Genomic DNA, 20923 nt, shown 5'->3' with positions numbered 1-20923 from the left:
CCATCATGGACGGAATCCATGTGTATACAGGAATGTGAAAGCTGAAGCAGTTCTCCGGCTGCATCGGATGACGCGTCGCGCAAGCCGGATCAGGCGTGTCGAGCGCGGCGTTGTGAGTCATCTAACGAACCCGCCAACGCAACGCTTCGTGTTGCTAGCGTGACCACGCGCTTGCAGCAGTCGGGGGCGGCTGCGGCAAGCGGCGGGTGGGGATCCCCGCACGGGGCCGGAGGGGGCGGGGCTGGGGCGAGCTCGGCCCCCTCTTGGCCCGTCAGTCGCCGGGTCGGGACGCGCCACGGCATTTGACTTTCAGTGACTGGAAGTGCGCGGTAAGTCGTCGCCCGCAGACTGGCAGTCCACTTGCCAGTACTACTGGAGGGCCTGCCATGTGCTACCCGAGTGGCGTGACGGTTCTGTCTGCACCGGTCAGCCGGCGCGGCTCGAGGTTGTGGCCAGGTGTCGTTGGGCCTCTGCGCGTGGCGGGTGCGGGAGGTCTTGGCGGACTCTGGCTTTCAGGGTGAGGAGGTCGTGGCTGGGGGCTATGCCTAGGTCGCGGGTCAGCGAGTCGAGGAAGGTGCTGATCCAGTGCCGGGCGTGGGCCAGGCGGCCGTGGGCGAGGTCGGCTTCGACGATGGTGATGACGGCGAGTTCGTTGTACGGGTCGTCGATCAGCATCTGGTGGGCGTATTCGAGGGACTCGTCGATCTGGCCGCGTTCGCCGTGGATCTGGACGAGACGTAGTAGTGCTTCGCGCTGCAGCGCCTGGTAACGACGGCGGTACGGCGTGAGCCAGTGTTGCTCGGGGGAGTCGTCTTCCAGGAGGCGTCTGTTCATGTGGCCTACGACCTGGCCGTAGTAGAAGCAGGCCCGCTGCGCGTCTCCGCGGCTGTCACTCTGGCGGCCCTGATCGAAGAGGCGGTCGACCTCGGCGGTGTCTGTCCACCACTCGTCGTCGGCCTCGAAGCGGTAGAAGTTGTTGCTGCTGCGACGGATGTACGACGATTCCTCGCCGGGGCGCAGGTCCGGTTCGAGCATGCGGCGCAGGCAGTGCATCGCGACGTGGAAGCTGCTCGCGGCCTTGTCCGGTGCGGCGGCCGGGAACGCGAGGTCGATCAGCTCGTCGATCGAGCGCGGCTGGCCCGGGTTGAGCAGGAACCACTTCAGCAGCAGTTGAGCCTTCTCCCTGCGTTGGCTGCGCTGTCCCAGCGCGTCGTCTCCTCGGAACACCCGGAACGGGCCGAACATGTAGGCGCGATAGACCGCCTTGTGCTCGCGCTCTCTGGGATGAACCCATTCCAGCGGCTCGAGCATCCCCACCCTACGGTTAACGCCATTCACTCTAGTTTCCCTCCGTAACCCCAGTCTATAGGCGTACGGCTCGTTAACATGGTTTAGCGTGAATGTTGTTCACTGGAGTTGTCAAGCGTTACAGTTTCAACTGATGGGCCGCGCTCCCTGTCGCAGCCCAGGTGGCCGGAGGTTGGCAATGACTCAGCGTGAATCCAGGGGTGCGGGGCCTGACCGTCCTGTCCTCACCCGCCGGGAACGACAACGGCTCGCGACCTTCGACGAGATCGTCGAGCTCGGGCGGTCGATGCTGCGCGACGGGCGGGAGGTGACGTTGCGGGCGCTGGCAGCGGAGATGGGTCTGACGCCGCCCGCGCTGTACCGCTACGTCAAGAACCCGGCGGCTCTCAACGAACTGCTCTCGGACGCGATCTTCGCCGACGTCGCCCGGGAGATGGTCGAAGCCGGCGAGGTGTACGGCGAGGAGGACCCCGCGGCTCAGATCGTGGCGGCCGCGACTGCGTTCCGTGATTGGGCGCTGGACAACAAGTCGGAGTTCCAGCTCGTCTTCGTGACCAACTCGCTGTCCGGTGAGCGGACGATCCGTACCGAGTCGGGCAGCTACCCGCTGTCGCGTGGAGTCAGCGGTACCGGGAGTCACGGCGTTGAACTGTTCGCAGACCACTTCGGCGGCGCCCTGGCGAGGCTGTCGAAGAAGTCACCCTTTCCGGTGCCCGCGCCGGACGAGCTCGATCCTGATTTCGTGGCGGTCCACAGCCAGGCCTCAGAAGCCCGGTCCGAGTTGGCCGCACTGCTCGGCAAGGACGCGCTCGGGATGGTCTGGTTGTTCGAGTTCGCCTGGGCTCAGTTGTTCGCGATCGTGACGCTGGAGGTCTACGGCCACGTCCGGCCGCAGCTGATCAAGTCGGGAGTGCTGTTCCGGGCTCAGATGCGTGAGATCGGCGCTCGCGTCGGCATGAGCGCCGACTGGGATCGGCTGGTCGGGGTCAGTCAGGCAGTCGCAGAACGCCGGGCAAAGCAACGGGCGGGCATCGCCTAGCAAATGGCGGACTTACGCCGGTGATATGCCGTCTGTAAGTCACTGAGCGCATGGTCGAGCGGGAAGGTCCGCTGTGAGGAGGCCATGTGCTCAGATGCCTCGTGATCATTGGGCGGGGAGCACCCGCCTTACAGGCGATCCATGCTGTCCGCGACTTGAACGCCGACCTGCCGTCGGATCGATCGGTGTGCGCAGCGGTGCTCCATCTGAGCGAGGACCGATCCGCGCGCTTCGTTCGCGACGCCGACATCGCTGTGGAGCTTGGGCCCGCCAGGGAACACCTACAGGGCGACGTTTCGGTTCTGCTCCGAGTCCTGACGGACCTGGGCGCGGATGCCGTCTGGACCGGCGGCTGGCCCGCCATGGACGACCGTGTACGTCGGGTGTGCCGAACCCTCGGGATCCCCTTGCTCGGTGGCGAGTCGGCCGCGCCGGGGCTCGGCGTCGACGCGGGCTCAGTTGTTGCCGCCGGCATCGATCTCCGGATGGCAGAGCTCAGGACCGCCGCGGGCCTACCGCCGGGCTGTTCCGGCGTGGTGGTCCCCGCGTTTGCCGCAGCCGCGCAGCTGCGACTGATCGATCTGGACAACGGATCGGAAAATCCCCGGCGCATCCGCCTGCTGGAGTTACCCGGTGGCGCCGGAATCCACGTGGATCCCGGTGTCTCCCAAGGCGATGCGGTGTGTGCACTGGGGAGTCCCGTCCTGGCGCGGATCACGGCGTACGGTTCGACGACGCACGAGGCTGCCGCTCGGATGGAGCGTGCCCTTGCCGGTACAACGGTTGTCGCGGATGGGGCAACAACCAGCAAGGGTGAGTTGCTGGCCGAGCTCGGCAACTGTCGTCCGCAGACCGCCGGCCGGGTCGCGCTGGTCGCCGCGGCGGTTGAGGCCTACACCCGTGCACTGGCTGACGATGTCGCGACCTTCGTGGACACGGCCGCCCGTGGGTTGCCCGCTCCAGGCGCGGACGAGGGACACACTGTTCATCTCGGACACGACGGGATCACCTATCACGTGCGCGTGCTTCAGCGCACCAAGGGCGTCTACCAGCTCTCCATCCAGAGTGGGCGTGGCGCTGCCGCCGACGTCGAGGTACACGTCGAAAGCCGCGACACGTTTCGGCGGCGGCTCGCCATCGACGGCTCCACGGTCACCGTCGTCGCCTCGGCGCACGCGGGGTTCGAGTTGGTCGAGGTCGCCGGCCATTCGATCCGGATCGAGCACCGGGACGGGTCGATCCTGCGATCGCCGATCCCGGCCATCGTTGTCCAGCAATCCGTTGCCGAGGGCAAACGTGTAGCTGCCGGTACGCCGCTCGCCGTGCTGGAGTCGATGAAGCTCGAGTCGGTGATCCGGGCACCGTTCGACTGCGAGGTGGGGGAGTGGTTGGTCCGGCCCGGAGCGCAGGTTGCGTATGGCGCCCCCCTGGTGCGGGTCGGTTCAGTTCTGCTGGAAGCGGAGCCGGCTGCGACAGATGACGTCCTGAGTGGAGGCGTTGGCCCAGGCTCGCGGCTCGACTGTCACGACGAGATGTTGGCACAGATCCTCGGGTTCGATGCTGACGAGGCGATCGCAAGCGCCGGGCTCGCGGCCTACCGGACGACGTCAGGCGGTCCGCCTTGTGCTGAAGAGGTTGACCTGCTGGCCGCCTACACCGACCTGGACGATCTGTTCCGGTGCGGGGAGGCGCCGTACGACGCATTCCAGGGCTACCTGCGATCCCGCAGCCTCGACGACGGCGACGTGCTCCGGACCAGGCTCGAACGCGCATCGTCCTGGTACGGCGTGAGTGACCTGCCCCCGCCCGACGTGCTCTTGCGGATCTGCCGCGCGCGTCGTCGGCACGATTCGACGACCAAGCAGGTGGTCGCGGCGGTGCTCCAGCGCTGGCTTCACGAGAGCCCCTCGACGTCGAAAGACGCGCAGGTGGTCTTGGATCGGCTGTCCATGCAGGGTCGGGTGCGGGAACTCAGGGATCTCGCGCTGGCGGTGCGCCATCTCTGGTACGGGCGGCCGCCGGTCATCGCCGAACTGACGGAGCCGGCCTGGCTGGGTGGTCAGCGGCTGGAACTGTTCCAGGTCAAGCGGTTGCCGGCCGCTGTGCTGTTGTACGAATGCCGGGCTGCCGCCACACCGTCGGATCGCCGACTGGTCGCGATCGGCGAGGTCGTCGATCGGAAGGGCGTCGAGCAGGTCGTCAACGACTGCATGGCCGCCGTCCGGATCGCTCGGGCCTCGGCACAGGCCGGTCCCAGCCGGGTCCACATCTGGATCCACGGTGCCACGACACCCGTCGAGGACCTGGCCGCACTCGTCGATGATCCGGACCTCGAAGAACTGGTTCTGTACGGGCGGCCGGGCCGGCGGCTGATGTTCGATCCGTTGAGCCGGGCGCCCGTGGCGTCCGACGCTCAGGACCTCGACGAGCCACTGCGGCCCTTCGATGCGGACGGCTTGCGGGCCAGGCAGGCGAGCACGCGCGGGTATCCCAGCCCACGCCACCTGGGTGCCTTCCTGGCTGGTGCGGAAGGCTCGTTCACCGAACTCGACCTCGACGTGGGCAGCGCCGGCATTGTCGTCGGCCTGGTCACCACGGTTACCCCTACGTATCCCGAAGGCATGACGCGAGTGCTGATGTGCGGTGACCCGACTCGAGCACTCGGTGCGGTCGCGGAACCGGAATGCCGCCGGATCATTGCTGCGATCGATCTGGCCGCGGAGCTCGGCGTGCCGGTCGAATGGTTCGCGCTGTCGTCCGGAGCGCGGATCTCGATGGACTCCGGTACGGAGAACATGGACTGGGTCGCTGCGGCCCTGCGCAGGATCGTGTCCTTCACGCAGGCCGGTGGCGAGATCAATGTCGTTGCCGCGGGCATCAACGTCGGGGCGCAACCGTACTGGAACGCCGAGGCGACGATGCTCATGCACACCAGGGGAGTGCTGGTGATGACGCCGCTGAGCGCGATGGTGCTGACCGGCAAGCGGTCCCTCGATTTCTCCGGTGCGGTGTCGGCCGACAGCGAGGCCGGTATCGGTGGCTACGAACGTGTCATGGGCCCGAACGGCCAGGGCCAGTACTGGGCTCCGAACCTGGCCGGCGCGGCGAGCATCCTGATGCGCCACTACGACCACACGTACGTCGTTCCTGGCGAGGCCGGACCGCGGTGGGTGCCGACCGCCGATCCGGCCGATCGGGATATCAGCGAGTACCCCCATGCCGTCGACGGGTGCGACTTCCGCACGGTCGGCGAGATCTTCTCCGTCGAGCACAACCCGGAGCGCAAGAAGGCCTTCGACATCCGGACCGTCATGCGCGCGGTCACCGACCAGGACTCGACACCGCTCGAGCGCTGGGCCGACATGGCCGACGCCCAGAACGCGGTCGTCCTGGACGCGCGCCTTGGTGGATACGCCGTCTGCATGCTCGGCGTCGAGTCACGGCCGACACGGCGACGGGGCGTCGTACCCGCGGACGGGCCGCCGATGTACAGCGCGGCCACCTTGTTCCCGCAGGCGTCGAAGAAGCTCGCGCGGGCCATCAATGCCGCCTCTGGAAACCGCCCGCTCGTGGTGCTCGCCAACCTGGCCGGCTTCGACGGGTCTCCGGACTCGCTGCGGAACTTGCAGTTGGAGTACGGCGCCGAGATCGGCCGCGCGATCGTGAACTTCCAGGGGCCCATCGTGTTCTGCGTCGTCGGCCGGTACCACGGTGGCGCCTTCGTCGTCTTCTCCAAGAGACTCAATCCGAACCTGACCGTGCTGGCCGTCGCCGGTGCGCGGGCCTCGGTGATCGGGGGCGCTCCGGCAGCCAACGTCGTGCTGTCCGGTGAGGCAAGGCGGCGTGCTCGGGCCGACGGGCGCGTCGCAGCTCTCGAGGTGGACCTGCAGTCGATCACCGGACCGGAGCGGTTGCGTATCGGCCTGGACCTTGCTGATGTGCGGGACTCCGTTCAGGCGCAGATGCTGGACGAGCTCGCGCATGAGTTCGATCGCGTCCACGATGTCGATCGCGCGGTCGCGGTCGGGTCCGTGGACGCGGTGATTCCGCCGGACCAGCTCCGGCCGGCGATCATTGCGGCTGTCGAAAAGGCCCTGTCCCGCCAGGGCTCAGCCTGATGAGGACAACCGCCGGCGGAGTGCCACGACCCGCGGGCTCGGCTGCGTGCCGAGGTCGTCCTTGAGCGTGCGCACAAAACGGTCCAGCTCCGACACCGCGGCTGCGAGGTGGCCTTGGGTGAGGTGCACCTCGACCAGTGCTGTGACCGCGCACTCGGAGTACGGATCACGGTCCAGGATTCGCTGCGCGAAGGCCAGCACCTCGTAGCGACGGCCCAGATCGCTGTACAGCTTGAGGAGCGCATGGAGTGCCTCGTCGTGCTTGCGGTCGTGCAGGTCGCGAAAGTGCGTGAACGCGTCCTCGTACAGCTCCTCCGGAAGGAAGCCCCGGCCGTAGTGGTCGACGAGCTGCAGCAGCGTCGCGATCGCCGCGTCGTGGTCGTCGCGCTCGGCGCTGGCCTGGACCGATCGCCACAGCCAGTCCACCTCGCCGACGTCGGTCCACCAGAGGTTTTCGTCGAACCAGTACCGCCCCGCCTCGTCGGTCCGGACGAATCGGGACGGGCTTCGCCGGGGAGAATCCGGATCAAGAACCCGGCGCAAATAGTGCAGGGTCACATGCAGATTCTTGGCTGCGGACTTCGCGTTTCCATTCGGCCACAGAACGTCACAGAGTTCGTATACAGTGAACGGCCGGCCGGGATTCAGCAGAAACCATTTCAGGAGCGTTCGAGCGCTTTTCCGGGTCCAGGCCTGATCGGCGATCTCGGTGCTCCCGCGGACGACGCGGAAAGGCCCGAACAGCCAGGCGCGAAAAGGTTCTTGAGGCACGAACGTTTGATTCTCGGACCGGGCACCCAACGTAGCCTCCCTATGACCAAGGGTGATGGAGCTTTCGCGCCCGGTCGAACGAGTTACTCCGGGCGACGAGCGTACTACGTTCCCGGGGTCATTTCCGCCCCCGTGCGCATTCCTTCCAGATCAGGTAAGTCGTGCGTAATCGGGCGCCGTCAGCCTGTTACCAGGATGACGACAAAGGGGATGCGATGACGCAAGAGACCCGAGTCCGGATTGCTGATTTGCCCGCGGGCAAACGGGCCCAATTGGTCGAGGCGCTGAAGGCCAGGCCTACTGCCGAAACCGCAGGCCCGAACCATTACGACGTGGTAATCATGGGCGGCGGCGTAGCCGGCCTGACGCTGGCTCTCCATCTGCGCAAGGAACGTCCGGGTGTCCGCCTCCTGGTGGTGGAACGGCTGGAGCACCCGGTGCCCGAGACGACCCACAAGGTGGGCGAGTCGACGGTCGAGATCGCTGCGCACTACCTCCGGGACGTCCTCGGGCTGGGTGAACACCTCGAGAGCCGGCAGATCCGCAAGTTCGGCCTGCGGATGTTCTTCTCCAACCACGACAACACCGACATCACCCAGCGGGTAGAGCTCGGCAGCTCGGTCTTTCCGCCGCACGCCACGTACCAGCTCGACCGTGGCCGACTCGAGAACGAACTCGGCCGGCTGTGCGCGGAGCAGGGCGTCGAACTCGTGACCGGGAGCAGAGTCCAGCAGGTCGACCTCGACGCGGAGCGCACGCACCACCACCTCCGGGTGGCGACGGGCGACGAGGAGCGCGAGGTCTCGGCGAGCTGGGTGGTCGATGCCACCGGACGCAACCACATGCTGCAGCGCAAGCTCGGTCTGCAGAAAGCGGTCGGCCATGCGGCGAACGCGGCATGGTTCCGGGTCGGTCACCCGATCGACGTCAGCACCTGGACCGACGATGCGGACTGGCAGCAACGGGTCGAGGGACGCCGCGAGCTGTCGACCAACCACCTGATGGGTCCCGGGTACTGGGTCTGGCTGATCCGACTGGCCTCCGGGTCGATCAGCATCGGCATCGTCGCCGATGCCAAGCAGCACAGCTTCGACGGGTTCAACACCCTGGAACGCGCGCTCAGCTGGCTGGCCGAGCATGAGCCCCAGTGCCACGCAGAGATCCGGCAGCACCTCGACAAGGTGCAGGACTTCCGGGTCATGAAGGATTACTCGTACAGCTGTGACCAGGTGTTCGACGGGCGGGCCCGCTGGTGCCTGACCGGCGAGTCCGGGATCTTTCTGGATCCGTTGTACTCACCCGGTCTCGACCTGATCGCGATCGGCAACAGCCTGGTGGCCGACCTGGTCGGGCGCTCGCTGGACGGGGAGGACGTCACGGCCGCGGCCGCGATCCACGACTCGCTGTTCCGGCGGATCACCGAGATCTGGCTGGCGATCTACGAGAACCAGTACACGCTGATGGGCAACGCCCGCGTGATGAGCTCGAAGGTCATCTGGGACACCGCCTTCTACTGGGGCGTGTTCGGGCTGCTGTTCTTCCAGGATCAGTTCCGCAACGTCGCGACGAGCCCGACGGTCGCGAACGATCTGGCCCGGCTCACCGATGTCAGCAACCGCGTCCAGGCGTTCTTCCGCGAGTGGGCCGCGATCGACGACCGTGAGCTGGAGCCCCGGTTCGTGGATCTCTACTCCCCGTTGAACTTCATGGTGAAGCTGCACGGCGGGATGGCCGACGAGCTGTCCGGCGCGCAGTTCGCCGAGCGGTTCTCGGCCAACAGGCGGCTGTTCGAGCAGTTGGCCGGTCAGCTGATCAGCACTGTCATCGATGCCCACGGCGACCGCTACTCCGACGACCAGGTGGTCGCTCAGATCCAGGCATGGCAACGCGATCCGCTGATCGGCGAACTGGTCGCCGCCTACCGGCGCGAACGGCGCCGCAACCCGACCAGCGAGGGCTGGATGGTCCTCGGCGCCGGCGGAGCCGGCAACAGTGAAAAGACCATCGAAGAGGTGACCTATGCCTGACATCGCCGGCCGGTACGACGTCGCCATTCTCGGCGGCGGGATCACCGGACTGACCCTGGCCCTGCAACTCAAGCGGACCGACCCCGACCTTGAGGTCACGGTGATCGAGCGCAAGCAGCATCCGGTCCCCGAGGCCGCGCACAAGGTCGGCGAGTCGAGTGTCGAGGTCCAGGCGCACTACCTGCGCGACGTGCTCGGGCTCGAGGAGCACCTCACCCATGACCAGTTGCACAAGTTCGGTCTCCGGATGTTCTTCAGCCACGAGGGCAACGCGGAGATCGCCCACCGGGTCGAGTACGGCCAGATCGCGGCGGCCCCGCTGCCGTCGTACCAGCTGGACCGCGGCCGGCTGGAGAACCACCTCGGCGAGCTGATCACCGAGCACGGCGTCAGGTTCGCGCACGGCAAGGTGCTCGGCGCGGAACTGGCCGAGGACGGTAGCGACCACGTCGTCGAGGTGCAGGACGACGACGGCACGCGCCGGATCGCGGCTCGGTGGGTTGTCGACGCGACCGGCCGGGCCGCACTGCTGAAGCGCAAGCTCGAGCTGGCCAAGCCGGTCGCCCATCGGGCGAACTCGGTCTGGTTCCGGATCGCGCACCCCGTCGACGTCCAGGGATGGTCGACCGACGAGGCCTGGCAGGAGCGGGTCTGCGACGGCCAGCGGCGGCTCTCGACCAACCACCTGATGGGGCCTGGCTACTGGGTGTGGCTGATTCCGCTCGCCTCCGGGTCGACCAGCGTCGGGATCGTCGCCGAGGACAGCGCGCACTCGTTCCAGGACTTCAACACACTCGACCGCGCCCTCGCCTGGCTGGATGCACACGAGCCGCAGTGCGCCGCCGAAGTCCGGGCACACAGCGAGAAGATCCAGGACTTCCGGGTGATGAAGGACTACGCGTACAGCTGTCAGCAGGTGTACTCGGAGAACCGCTGGTGCCTGACGGGGGAGGCCGGGGTCTCGATCGACCCGCTGTACTCGTCCGGCGGCGACCTGATGGCGATCAGCAACGGTCTCATCACCGACCTCGTGACGCGGGACCGCCGCGGTGAGGACATCGAGGACATCGCCGCCGCTCACAACCAGGTGTACCTCGTCTTGAGCGACATCTGGCTGGTCGCGTACGAGAACCAGTACCCGCTGATGGGCAACCCGAAGGTGATGGTCGCGAAGGTCGTCTGGGACACGATCATCTACTGGGCGGTGCCCGGGCTCCTGTTCTTCCACGACAAGCTCCGCCGGCTCGGTGACAGCCCACGCGCCTTCGGGAACCTGCAGCGGACCTGGGAGCTGCACACCCGGGTCCAGCAGTTCCTGCGCGAGTGGCACGCCGTCGACTGCGAGCCGGCGGCGGATACCTTCGCGGACCCCTACAGCCTGCTGGACTGGATCGTCGACCTGCACAACGGGATGGCGGCCGGCCTGCCCGACGAGGAGCTCGAGGACCAGTTCACCAAGAACGTGATCCTGCTCGAGCAGCTCGCCGGTCAGCTGGTCATCACCGTCATCGAGCAGCTCGAGGCCCGGGGCGGCGCCCAGGAGCAGATCGACAAGTGGCGCAGCGACGAGTTGCTGCAGGAAGTCGTCGAGCGGTTCCGCGAGTACGAATCGATCAACCCGATCGACAGTGCCTGGATCACGTTGGGCAGCGAAGCCGCGGCGGTGGGCTCGTGACCGGCTTGCCCACTGAGGTCGACGTCGCGATCCTCGGTGGGGGAGTGGCCGGTCTGACCTTGGCCCTGCAGCTGCACAAACAAAGGCCGGACACGCGGATCGCCGTACTGGAACGACAGAGCCACCCAGTACCGGAGACGACGCACAAGGTGGGCGAGTCCACCGTAGAGATCGCCGGGTACTACCTGCGTCAGGTTCTGGGTCTGCAGGAGCACCTGCAGGCCGAGCAGCTGAACAAGTTCGGGCTGCGGGTCTTCTTCTCGCACAACGGGAACGACGACATCACCCGGCGGATCGAGCTCGGCCACTCGGTACGCCCGCCCGGGGCGGTCGGCACCTACCAGCTCGACCGGGGCCGGCTGGAGAACGCGCTCGGCCGGATGCTCGTGGACGGCGGCGTTCAGTTCGTGTCGGGCGTCAAGGTCGAGGCCGTCGAGCTCCAGCCGGACTCCGACCACCACCGGGTCACTGTTCGCGACGCTGACGAGGTGGTCGGTGAGATCCAGGCGAAGTGGGTCGTGGACGGGACCGGGCGCAGCGCGCTGCTCAAGCGCAAGCTGGGCCTGGCGAAGAAGGTCGGTCATCGCGCGAACGCGGTCTGGTTCCGGATCGCTCATCCGATCGACATCGACCGGTGGTCCGACGACCCGGACTGGCGCGGCCGGATTGTCGAGGGACGGCGCGAACTGTCCACCAATCACTTGATGGGCCCGGGGTACTGGGTCTGGCTGATCCGGCTCGGCTCCGGTGGAATCAGCATCGGCATCGTCACCGACGCCGACGTACACGCGTTCGGCGAGCTGAACACTTTCGACAAGGCCATGCAGTGGCTCACCGAGCACGAGCCGCAGTGTGCGCGAATCATCGAGGAGCACCGCGACAAGCTGCAGGACTTCCGGATCATGAAGGACTACGCCTACAGCAGCGAGCAGGTCTTCTCCAGTGACCGCTGGTGCCTGGCCGGTGAGGCCGGCGTCTTCCTGGACCCGTTCTACTCCCCGGGACTGGACCTGATTGCCATCAGCAACGGTCTGATCGCGGACCTGGTCGGCCGGGCACTCGACGGCGAGGACGTCGAGGAGACCGCGGCGATCCACAACACGGTGTTCTTCCTGCTCACCGACGGATGGCTGACCATCTACGAGAACCAGTATCCGCTGATGGGCAACGCCCGGGTGATGACCTGCAAGGTGGTGTGGGACACGGCCGTCTACTGGGCCGTACCGGGTCTGCTCTACTTCCAGGACAAGTGGCGGGTGCTGGCCGATCACCCGGGCCTGCTGGAAGGGTTGGCCCGCTTCGGCACCAACAGCAAGGAAGTTCAGCGCTTCTTCCGGGAGTGGGGCGCGGTCGACAAGGAGTCGCCGGACCAGGCGGCGTTCACCCGCTTCTACGACTTCGACTTCATGCCGCGGCTGCACATCGGGATGACCGCCGATCTGGGCGAGGTCGATCTGCAGGAGCGGTTCGAGGCGAACGTCCGGTTCATCGACCAGCTGTCCGGCCAGATGATCGCCACCGTGCTCGCGGAGTTCGAGGCCGACTCCGGCAGCCTCGCCAAGCAGGAGCAGGCGCAGCGCTGGCGCAAGGACGAGATCCTGATGTCCCTGGTCGAGGTGTACGAGGCCGAGCAACCGGCCAACCCCGTCGACGACCACTGGATCACCCTCAGGCCGGCCGTTGAGACCGGTGCCGGAGACGGACGATGACCGCCAACACTGTCCCCGAGAGCGCCCTGCTGCACGAGCGGATCACCCGCCTCACAACCGACAAGCGCGCCCAGCTGCTCGCCCGGCTACGGGCGGAGCCGTCCCGGGAGGAATCGTCTTGGCTGGTGCGGTTCTCGCGCGGCGACGCTCCCGCCGTTCGGCTGTTCTGCTTCTCGTACGCCGGCAGTGGCGCCTCGATCTTCCGCGGCTGGACTGACGGCCTGCCGGCTGAGGTCGACGTGTGGGCGGCCCAGTTGCCGGGCCGCGAGACCCGCGTGGGTGAGCAGGCGCTGCGCCGGATGGGTCCTGTCATCGACGCGCTGCACGAGGCGATCCGTCCGCAGCTGGATCTGCCGTTTGTCTTCTTCGGGCACAGCATGGGTGCGCTCGTGGCATTCGAACTTGCCCGGCGGTTGCGGAGTGCCGGTGATCCGGCGCCCGCGCACCTCGCCCTGGCAGCGTTCCGGGCCCCGCAGCTGGCCAATCCGAACATCAAGATCTACCACCTGCCGGACGAGGTGCTGAAGACCGTCCTGCTCAAGGAGGGCACGCCGCAACAGGTCCTCGAGAACGACGAGCTGATGCGCGCACTGCTGCCCACTCTGCGGGCCGACTTCGAGCTCTGCGACACCTACGAGTACGGCGACGAGCCGCCGCTGCGGATGCCGCTGTCTGTGTTCGGAGGGCATCAGGACGTACGCGTCGGCCGGAGTGACCTGGAGCCCTGGCGCGATCAGGCCGCCGGCCAGTTCCGCCTGGCGATGATCCCCGGTTCGCACTTCTTCCTGCACAGCGCGCAGGACCTGCTGCTGACCGAACTCGTCCGCGACCTGAGGGCCACCGCCCTGATCAAGGAAGGAGAACCCGGCCATGACCGATCGATCGCCGGCTGACCGATCCCGCGACCCGATCGCGATCGTTGGCATCGGCTGCCACTTCCCTGGTGGTGCGAACGGCCCCGGTGCCTTCTGGGACCTGCTGTGCGACGGAGTCGACGCCACCCGCGACCTGCCGGCCGACCGTTGGGAGACGGGCAAGTTCTACGACCCGGCCGGCGGCAAGCTCGGCAAGATGAGCACGTTCCACGGTGGATTCCTCGACCGCATCGACGAGTTCGACGCTCAGTTCTTCGGCATCTCGCCGCGTGAGGCCATCTGGCTGGACCCGCAGCAGCGCCTGCTGCTGCAGGTGGCCTGGGAGGCCATGGAGGACGGCGGTCAGGTCCCCGAGCACCTGGCGGGAACCGATGTCGGCGTCTTCATGGGCGGCTTCACACTCGACTATCAACTGCTGCAGAACTACGGCATCTACAGCCGCTACGAGCTTCAGACGCACTCGGCCACCGGCATGATGATGACGATGCTGGCCAACCGGCTGTCGTACTCGTTCGACTTCCGGGGCCCGAGCCTCGCCGTCGACACGGCCTGCTCCGGTTCGCTGGTCGCCGTACACCTGGCAGCACAGGCGATCGCGAACGGCGAGTGCTCGATGGCGCTGGCCGGTGGCGTGAACGTGATGATCGCCCCCAACATGACCATCGCCGAGTCCAAGGGTGGATTCCTCGCACCGGACGGCCGGTCGAAGGCATTCAGCTCGGCCGCGAACGGATACGCCCGCGGCGAGGGCGCTGGCGTGGTGGTCCTGAAGCCGCTGAGTGACGCGCAGCGTGACGGCGACCCGGTGTACGCGGTGATTCGGGGGAGCGCGGTCTCGCAGGACGGCCACACCAACGGCATCACGGTGCCGAACGGCGATTCGCAGGCTGCGGCGATGCGCGCGGCGTACCTGCGCGCCGGTGTCGCACCGCATGAGGTCCAGTACGTCGAAGCGCACGGAACCGGTACGCCGGTCGGCGACCCGATCGAGGCCGGCGCGATCGGGCGCGTGGTGGGCGAGGGCCGTGCCGATGCGGATCGCGTGGTCATCGGGTCGGTGAAGACGAACATCGGTCACCTCGAAGCGGCAGCCGGGGTAGCCGGACTGATCAAGACCGCCCTCGCCCTCAAACACGGCAGGATCCCCGGCCAGCTGCACTTCGACGATCCCAACCCGGCCATCGACTTCGACCGGCTCGGGCTCCGGGTACAGACCCAGCTCGGTGACTGGCCGGCAGCAACGGGTTCCCGCCTCGCGGGCGTGAACTCGTTCGGGTTCGGCGGTACCAACGCCCACGTCGTCCTCGAAGGCCCGCCTGCCCAGGCGGCCCCGACCCGGCGCTCCCACGACCGGCGGTACCTCATTCCGCTGTCGGCGCGCTCACCCGAGGCACTCACGGCAGCCGCCGCGTCGACGGCCGAGCACCTGTCCGGGAACGCCGTACACCTGCTGGACGTCGGGCACACCACCGGTCTCCGTCGCAGTCACCACGAGTACCGGCTCGCGGTCGTCGCCTCGACGCCGGCCGACGTCACGAAGTACCTGCGTGAATTCAGTGCCGGACACGCCGTCAAGGCGGTGACAACTGGCAGATCGCCCGCAGGGGGTAAGCCGAAGCTTGCGTTCGTCTTCTCCGGCATGGGCCCACAGTGGTGGGCGATGGCTCGGCAACTGCTGACCACCGAGCCGATCTTCCGCGCGGCGGTCGAGAGATGTGACGCGGAGCTGCGCAAGTACACCGGCTGGTCGCTGCTCGACGAGATGCTCGCCCCCGAGGACATCTCGCAGATGGCGGAGACGAAGATCGCGCAGACCGCCAACTTCGCCGTCCAGGTCGGCCTGGCTGAGCTGTGGCGGACGTGGGGGATCGAGCCCGACGGGATCGTCGGACACAGCACTGGTGAGGTGGCCGCGCAGTACCTGTCCGGTGTCCTGTCGTTCGAGGAGGCCGTGAAGGTGAACTACTACCGGAGCAGCCTGCAGCAGCGCGCTACCGGCACCGGCCGGATGCTCGCGGTCGGGCTCACTCCGGAGACCCTCGACAAGGCCGTCGCGGACGCGGGACCCCTGGTATCGGTTGCCGCGATCAACAGCCCGTCCGCGGTCACGCTGTCCGGTGACGCGGCGATCTTGGAGAGCATGGCCGCGCAGCTGGAGACCTTCGGTGTCTTTCACAAGTTCCTCACCGTGAAGGTGCCCTACCACAGCCATTGCATGGACCCATTGCGCGACGACCTGCTAGCCGGTCTCGCGGATCTGAAGGCCCAGTCGGCGACCGTCCCGCTGTACTCCACCGTGACCGGGACCAGGATCGACGGCGGCGGCGTCAATGCGCACTACTGGTGGCAGAACGTCCGGGCCACCGTGCTCTTCGCTTCCGCGTTCCGGGAGATGCTTGCCGACGGCTACACACACTTCCTCGAGATCGGCCCGCACCCGGTGCTCGCCGGCTCGATGAAGGAGCTTGCCGCTGAGCAGCAGGCCGACGTACTGGTCGTGCCGTCGCTGCGCCGTGACGAGGCCGATGACGCTGTCCTGCTCGGTTCGCTCGGGTTGCTCTATGCCCACGGGCAGGACGTGCAGTGGGAGACGTTCTACGACGACGGCCGGCACGTTCAGTTGCCGACGTACCCGTGGCAGACCAAGCGGTACTGGAACGAGTCGGTCGAGGCGCGCGAGGACCGTCACTACACGCAGGTCCATCCGCTGCTCGGTCAGCGGGTCAGCGGGAGTCAGCCCGCTTGGGAGCGTGAGTTCGGGGTTGGCGTGCTGCCGTACCTCGCCGATCACCGGATCCAGGGCCTCACCCTTGTTCCGGGTGCCGCGATGATCGAGATGGCGCTGGCGGCCGCTCACGAGGTGTACGGCGAGGCCTGCTACACGGTGGAGGATCTCGAGTTCCGCAAGGCCGTCGTACTCCCGGAGACCGCTGACCCGAGGTTGCGGACGACCCTTCACCAGGAGTCGGGGCGCGTTGAGATCGCCGGCTACACCGCCACGCCGTCGGGTGACCGCACCTGGACGATCCATGCGACCGCACAGCTCGGCCGGCGGACGACGACGCCCGCACGCCGGGACCTGGCTGCCGCTCGGGCCGGGTGCGACCACGATGTGCCGCGGGACGACTTCTACGACCGGTCCCGGCAGATGGGGTTCGAGTACGGCCCGGTGTTCCAGGCGGTGCAGGACATCGTCAGCGGACCGGGCTCGGCCGTCGGGCGGGTGACCGTTCCGGAGCAGATCCGCGACGACCTCTCGTCGTACCGGTTCCACCCGGCGCTGATCGATGCGGCGTTCCAGGTCCTGCTGACCGCGGCAACTCCACAGACCGAGGGCCTCGGTACGCCGTACCTTCCAGTTGGCGTCGACAGTATCGCCGTCCACGAGCCGCCGCGTGACGAGATGTTGGTCGTCGCCGAGGTGGTTCAGGCGGATGCGCGGGTCGTGGTCAGCGACCTCGCGCTCTGCGCCGCCGACGGAACAGTGCTGGCCGAGATCCGTGGCTTCCGGGCGCAGTCGCTGCAGGCCGCGTCGAGTCAGAGTCTCGACCGCATCGACCGGAACCTGCACGAGCTGACCTGGCGGGAGCAGCCGCTCGAGCCCACGGCGGTCGCGGAGCCGGACTCCGCGGCCTGGGTCGTGTTCGCCGACTCTTCCGGTGACGCCGTACGGCGGTTGCGCGACGCAGGTCGTCAGGTGATCACAGTCGAACCCGACGACGTACCGGAACTGATCGAGACGGCCGGCGCTTACCGAGTGAACCCGGCGGACGCCGAGCAGTACAAGGCGTTGTTCCGCAAGCTGGGTCAGGAAGTCTCGGTCGGCAAGGTTGTGCATCTGTGGAGTCTGGATGCGCCGTCTGGTGACGATCTCTCGGCGGACTCGCTGGAGAGCGGCCAGGAGCTCGGCTCGGTCTCGGTGCTCTACCTCATGCAGGCCTTGGCCGCCGAGCTCAACCACCAGCTCGCGCAGGTCTGGCTGGTGACTCGCGAGGCGCAGCCGATCGAGGGTGGACCGGTTGCTGTGTCGCAGGCTCCCATGTGGGGGATCGGCCGGCTCGTTGGGCACCAGGAGTTCCCGAGCCTGTGGGGCGGGCTCGTGGACCTCGGCGCCGACGACGATGCCGCGCGGCTGATCGAGGAGATCGACTCGGCCTCCGGTGAGGATCAGGTTGCCTACCGCAACGACAGGCGGTTCGTGGCCCGGCTCGCGCCGAGTACGAACCTGACCCCTCCCTTCCCGGTCCGCCTGCGCCGGCACGGCAGCTACGTGATCACCGGCGGACTCGGGACCCTCGGGCTCCTGACCGCCCGCTTCCTGGTGGATCGCGGGGCACGGAATGTGGTCCTGATGGCGCGGACCGCCGTGCCGTCGCGGGACACCTGGCGTGATCTTCCGGCAGACCACCCGCAGCGCAGGCTGATCGATCAGTTGCTGAGCCTCGAGGCGAGCGGTGCGACCGTGTCGTGTGCCGCAGTCGACTCGGCCGATGAGGACCAGCTCCAGGCTTGGTACGACGATCACCAGCGCAATCACCGGCCACCGATCAGCGGTGTGATCCACACCGCGGGTGTGGTCGAGGACGAGCTGATGGTCCGGATGACGCGGGAGTCGTTCGATCGGGTGATGCGGCCGAAGCTGCGGGCGGGGTGGCTGTTGCACCGGCTGTTCGCCGACGTACCACTGGACTTCTTCGTCTTGTTCGGTTCCACCGGATCCGTCATCGCGTCGGCGGGCCAGGCCAACTATGCGGCCGCGAACGCCTTCCTGGACGCGTTGGCTGCACACCGCCGCCGGCAGGGTCTGCCGGCGTTGACGATCGGCTGGGGGCCCTGGTCGATCGGCATGGTCGAGAAGCTGAACCTCGAGCAGATGTACGCGCGCCGCGGCATCGAGCTGATCACGCCGGAGTCAGGCACGCAGATCCTGGCCCGGGTTCTGAGCCAGCGCCCGGCTCAGCTGGTGGCGATCACGGTCGACTGGCCGGCCGCCCGGGCTGCGTCGATTGCCGGTCAGCTCCCACCGATGTTCGCCGAGCTCGGCGTCAGCAGTGGTGAAGACCAGTCCTCCGAGTCGACGGTGGATGCGGACTCGATCTTGGACGGCATCCGGCAGGCTCCCGAGGACGAACGGGCCGACCTGCTCCGGGACCTGCTGCGCGACATCGCGGCCACGGTCCTGAATCTCGAGGCCGCCGAGCTCGGGGACGAGGAGAACCTCAGCAACCTCGGCATCGACTCGATGATGGCCGTCGAGGTGAAGGCCCGGATCGACATCATGCTCCGGGTCGACGTACCGGTGCTCGATCTGCTGCAGGGCGTCAGCGTCGTCGACCTCGCGGCCCGCATCCTGCCCCGGCTGGATCTCGCCGCGACCGCGACCGCGGCCGATGAGCCGGAGCCGGCAGCCGCCGCGGCCGAACCGACTGACGACGAGCTCGAGCAACTCCTCGCCAAAGCCTCACCCGACGAGCTGGAGGCGCTGCTGGCCGAGCTCGAGCGCGAAGAAGGGATGGATCATGAGCCAGCTTCTTAGCCGGTTGCGTCGGGCGGTGATGGGTGTGCCGGATCGCGAGGCCACCGGATTCAGCCGCGGGGACACACCGAACTGGCAGCACCTGAAGACGGTCGTCCGGTCGGCTGTCGGCGGATATCACGCGGTGCTGGACGGCCACCGACTGGACGACCTGATCCCGCGGCTGGACGAGACGCCGCTGGAGTTCCGCGGTTATGCCTACGAAGGCGCTGCCATGGGACTGACCGGGATGGATCTGTTCCTGCCCGGGTCCCGGTTCCAGCGGTACGTCGACGGCCCCGGCCAGCCGCACATCTACATGGTGCACATCGGTGCGGGCGAGGCACTTGGCAGGTTGAAGCGTAAGCCGGAGCCCTTCCTCGCCAAGCTGCCCGACCCGGCCCTGCGCTGGCTGGTGATGGATGGGTACGGCTTCCACGAAGGCTTCTTCAAGCCTGCCAAGTTCGTTCAGGCGCAGCGGGTTCCGTCGCACCTGTCGCCGTTCGGCCGACGCGTCTTCGACCAGGGCGTCGGACGCAGCATCTGGTTCGCATCGGGCGCGGACATCGGCGAGATCGCGCGAGCGATCGCGGCCTTCCCGGCGCACCGGCACGCGGACCTCTGGCTCGGCGTCGGCGTCGCCTGCGGGTACGTCGGCGGCGTCGACAAGGCGGCGGTCGAGGAGTTGCGAGAAGCCTCGGGTCGGCATCTGGCCCGGGTTGCCGTCGGTACGGCGTTCGTCGCCAAAGGCAGGATCCGCGCCGGCAACCCGATCCCAGGTACCGAGCTGGCGTGCGAGGTGCTGTGCGGCATGACGAGCCGGAAGGCGGCCGAGCACGTCAACGAGGCGTTTCGCGATCTGCCGGACAGCCCGGCCCGGCCGGCGTACGGCGTACTGCAGGAGCGGCTGGAAGCCGTGTTCAGTCCTGTCGGGCAGAGTCTGGGGGAGCCGGCATGAGCGTCTTGGGAACCTTGCTGCGACCGGTCTTCGAGGTCACCCCGACCGATGTGCCGGTGCTGACCAGCGGAGACGGTCCAACGACCGAGCGCCTGAGCAAGGTGGTCTTCACCGTCACCGAGTGCTGCGAGCTGACGCTGATGACGCGGCGCGACAAGCTGGTGGCCAAGCTCGATGCCTACCCCGAGGAGTTGCTCGGGTTCGCCTACGAAGGTGCGGGCATCGCCCTAGCTGCGCTTGACGACCTGCTGCGGTGGAAACAGCGCACTCGCTCGTTCGTCGACGGACCTGCGAGCGACTACATCTTCGCGGTCTACCTCGGCGCCGGCATGGGCCTGGCCCGGTTGCGCCGCAATCCCGAACCGTTCCGCCGTCGGCTCGACGACCCGGTCATGGGCTGGGCCGTTCTTGACGGATACGGGTTTCACGAAGGCTTCTTCGCCTACCGCCGGCACGTGCAGGAGCGGGCCACACCGCGGCACCTCAGCGGTTACGGCCTGCGGGTGTTCGACCACGGTCTCGGTCGTGGCCTCTGGTTCGCGACCGGCGCCGACGCGAAGCGTGTCCACGCCACGATCGACGGGTTCCCGCCGTACCGGCAGGGCGATCTGTGGGCCGGTATCGGGCTGGGCTGCGGGTACACCGGCGGTGTCGACGAGCAGGCGCTCGAGACTCTGCGCACGCTGGCGGGGCAGCACTTGCCGAGGCTGGCCGAAGGGGTCGTCGTCGCTGCCCGCGCGCGTCACCAGGTCGGCAACCCGGGCGACACCGTCGAGCTCGCCTCCCGCGTGATCTGCGGGTTGAGCAGTCAGGAAGCTGCCGAGATCGCCCGGAACGCACTGGACGATCTCCCGACCGACGACATCGAACCCGCCTACGAACTCTGGCGGCAGCGCATCCGCTCCCAATTCCCGAATCCGTCCTAGGG

Annotated in this window: 11 protein-coding genes; 9 read left to right on the top strand and 2 right to left on the bottom strand. The window is 67.6% G+C overall.

Features of this window, described 5'->3' with window-relative positions:
- Positions 1–426 precede the first annotated feature (426 nt).
- Positions 427–1311, bottom strand: a complete 885-nt coding sequence (locus ACFCV3_RS11755) for a BTAD domain-containing putative transcriptional regulator (protein WP_376029061.1) — start codon at positions 1309–1311, stop codon at positions 427–429.
- Between the two features lie 175 nt (positions 1312–1486).
- Here ACFCV3_RS11755 and ACFCV3_RS11750 point away from each other — a divergent pair, with 175 nt between their 5' ends.
- Together ACFCV3_RS11750 and ACFCV3_RS11745 are read left to right on the top strand one after the other, a co-directional pair.
- The gene (locus ACFCV3_RS11750; protein ID WP_376029058.1) at positions 1487–2347 is read left to right on the top strand and encodes a TetR/AcrR family transcriptional regulator; all 861 of its coding nucleotides are present in this window, start codon (positions 1487–1489) and stop codon (positions 2345–2347) included.
- 86 nt (positions 2348–2433) lie between these two features.
- On the top strand, positions 2434–6465 hold the full coding sequence (locus tag ACFCV3_RS11745) for a carboxyl transferase domain-containing protein (protein WP_376029055.1): 4032 nt from the start codon (positions 2434–2436) through the stop codon (positions 6463–6465).
- On the opposite strand, the gene ACFCV3_RS11740 is transcribed toward ACFCV3_RS11745, so the two are convergent.
- Entirely contained in the window at positions 6457–7023 is a 567-nt protein-coding gene (locus ACFCV3_RS11740) for a BTAD domain-containing putative transcriptional regulator (RefSeq protein WP_376029053.1), read from the bottom strand. The genes ACFCV3_RS11745 and ACFCV3_RS11740 overlap by 9 nt on opposite strands.
- A 428-nt stretch (positions 7024–7451) precedes the next feature.
- On the opposite strand from ACFCV3_RS11740, the gene ACFCV3_RS11735 reads away from it, so the two are divergent.
- The 7 genes from ACFCV3_RS11735 to ACFCV3_RS11705 are packed head-to-tail and all read left to right on the top strand — an operon-like array spanning position 7452 to position 20921.
- On the top strand, positions 7452–9263 hold the full coding sequence (locus ACFCV3_RS11735) for an NAD(P)/FAD-dependent oxidoreductase (RefSeq protein ID WP_376029050.1): 1812 nt from the start codon (positions 7452–7454) through the stop codon (positions 9261–9263).
- Complete coding sequence (locus ACFCV3_RS11730; protein WP_376029047.1) at positions 9256–10938, top strand: NAD(P)/FAD-dependent oxidoreductase; 1683 nt, start codon at positions 9256–9258, stop codon at positions 10936–10938. Before ACFCV3_RS11735 ends, ACFCV3_RS11730 begins: the two co-directional genes overlap by 8 nt.
- Positions 10935–12647 carry an NAD(P)/FAD-dependent oxidoreductase gene (locus ACFCV3_RS11725; RefSeq protein WP_376029044.1) on the top strand — a complete coding sequence of 571 codons (1713 nt, stop codon included), beginning with the start codon at positions 10935–10937 and terminating at the stop codon, positions 12645–12647. The genes ACFCV3_RS11730 and ACFCV3_RS11725 overlap by 4 nt, the downstream gene beginning before the upstream one ends.
- Positions 12644–13540, top strand: a complete 897-nt coding sequence (locus ACFCV3_RS11720) for a thioesterase II family protein (RefSeq protein WP_376029041.1) — start codon at positions 12644–12646, stop codon at positions 13538–13540. The genes ACFCV3_RS11725 and ACFCV3_RS11720 overlap by 4 nt, the downstream gene beginning before the upstream one ends.
- On the top strand, positions 13518–19058 hold the full coding sequence (locus tag ACFCV3_RS11715) for a type I polyketide synthase (RefSeq protein WP_376029038.1): 5541 nt from the start codon (positions 13518–13520) through the stop codon (positions 19056–19058). The genes ACFCV3_RS11720 and ACFCV3_RS11715 overlap by 23 nt, the downstream gene beginning before the upstream one ends.
- A complete protein-coding gene (locus tag ACFCV3_RS11710) occupies positions 19042–19995 on the top strand; it encodes a DUF1702 family protein (RefSeq protein ID WP_376029036.1) in 954 nt (317 codons plus the stop codon). Before ACFCV3_RS11715 ends, ACFCV3_RS11710 begins: the two co-directional genes overlap by 17 nt.
- Positions 19992–20921, top strand: coding sequence for a DUF1702 family protein (locus ACFCV3_RS11705; RefSeq protein WP_376029035.1), 930 nt, complete (start codon positions 19992–19994; stop codon positions 20919–20921). Before ACFCV3_RS11710 ends, ACFCV3_RS11705 begins: the two co-directional genes overlap by 4 nt.
- The last annotated feature ends 2 nt before the right edge of the window (positions 20922–20923 follow it).

This window comes from Kribbella sp. NPDC056345 (assembly GCF_042262745.1).
Taxonomy (GTDB): domain Bacteria; phylum Actinomycetota; class Actinomycetes; order Propionibacteriales; family Kribbellaceae; genus Kribbella.
The sequence above is the reverse complement of the archived record's forward strand: the minus strand, read 5'-3'. Positions and strand labels throughout refer to the sequence as shown.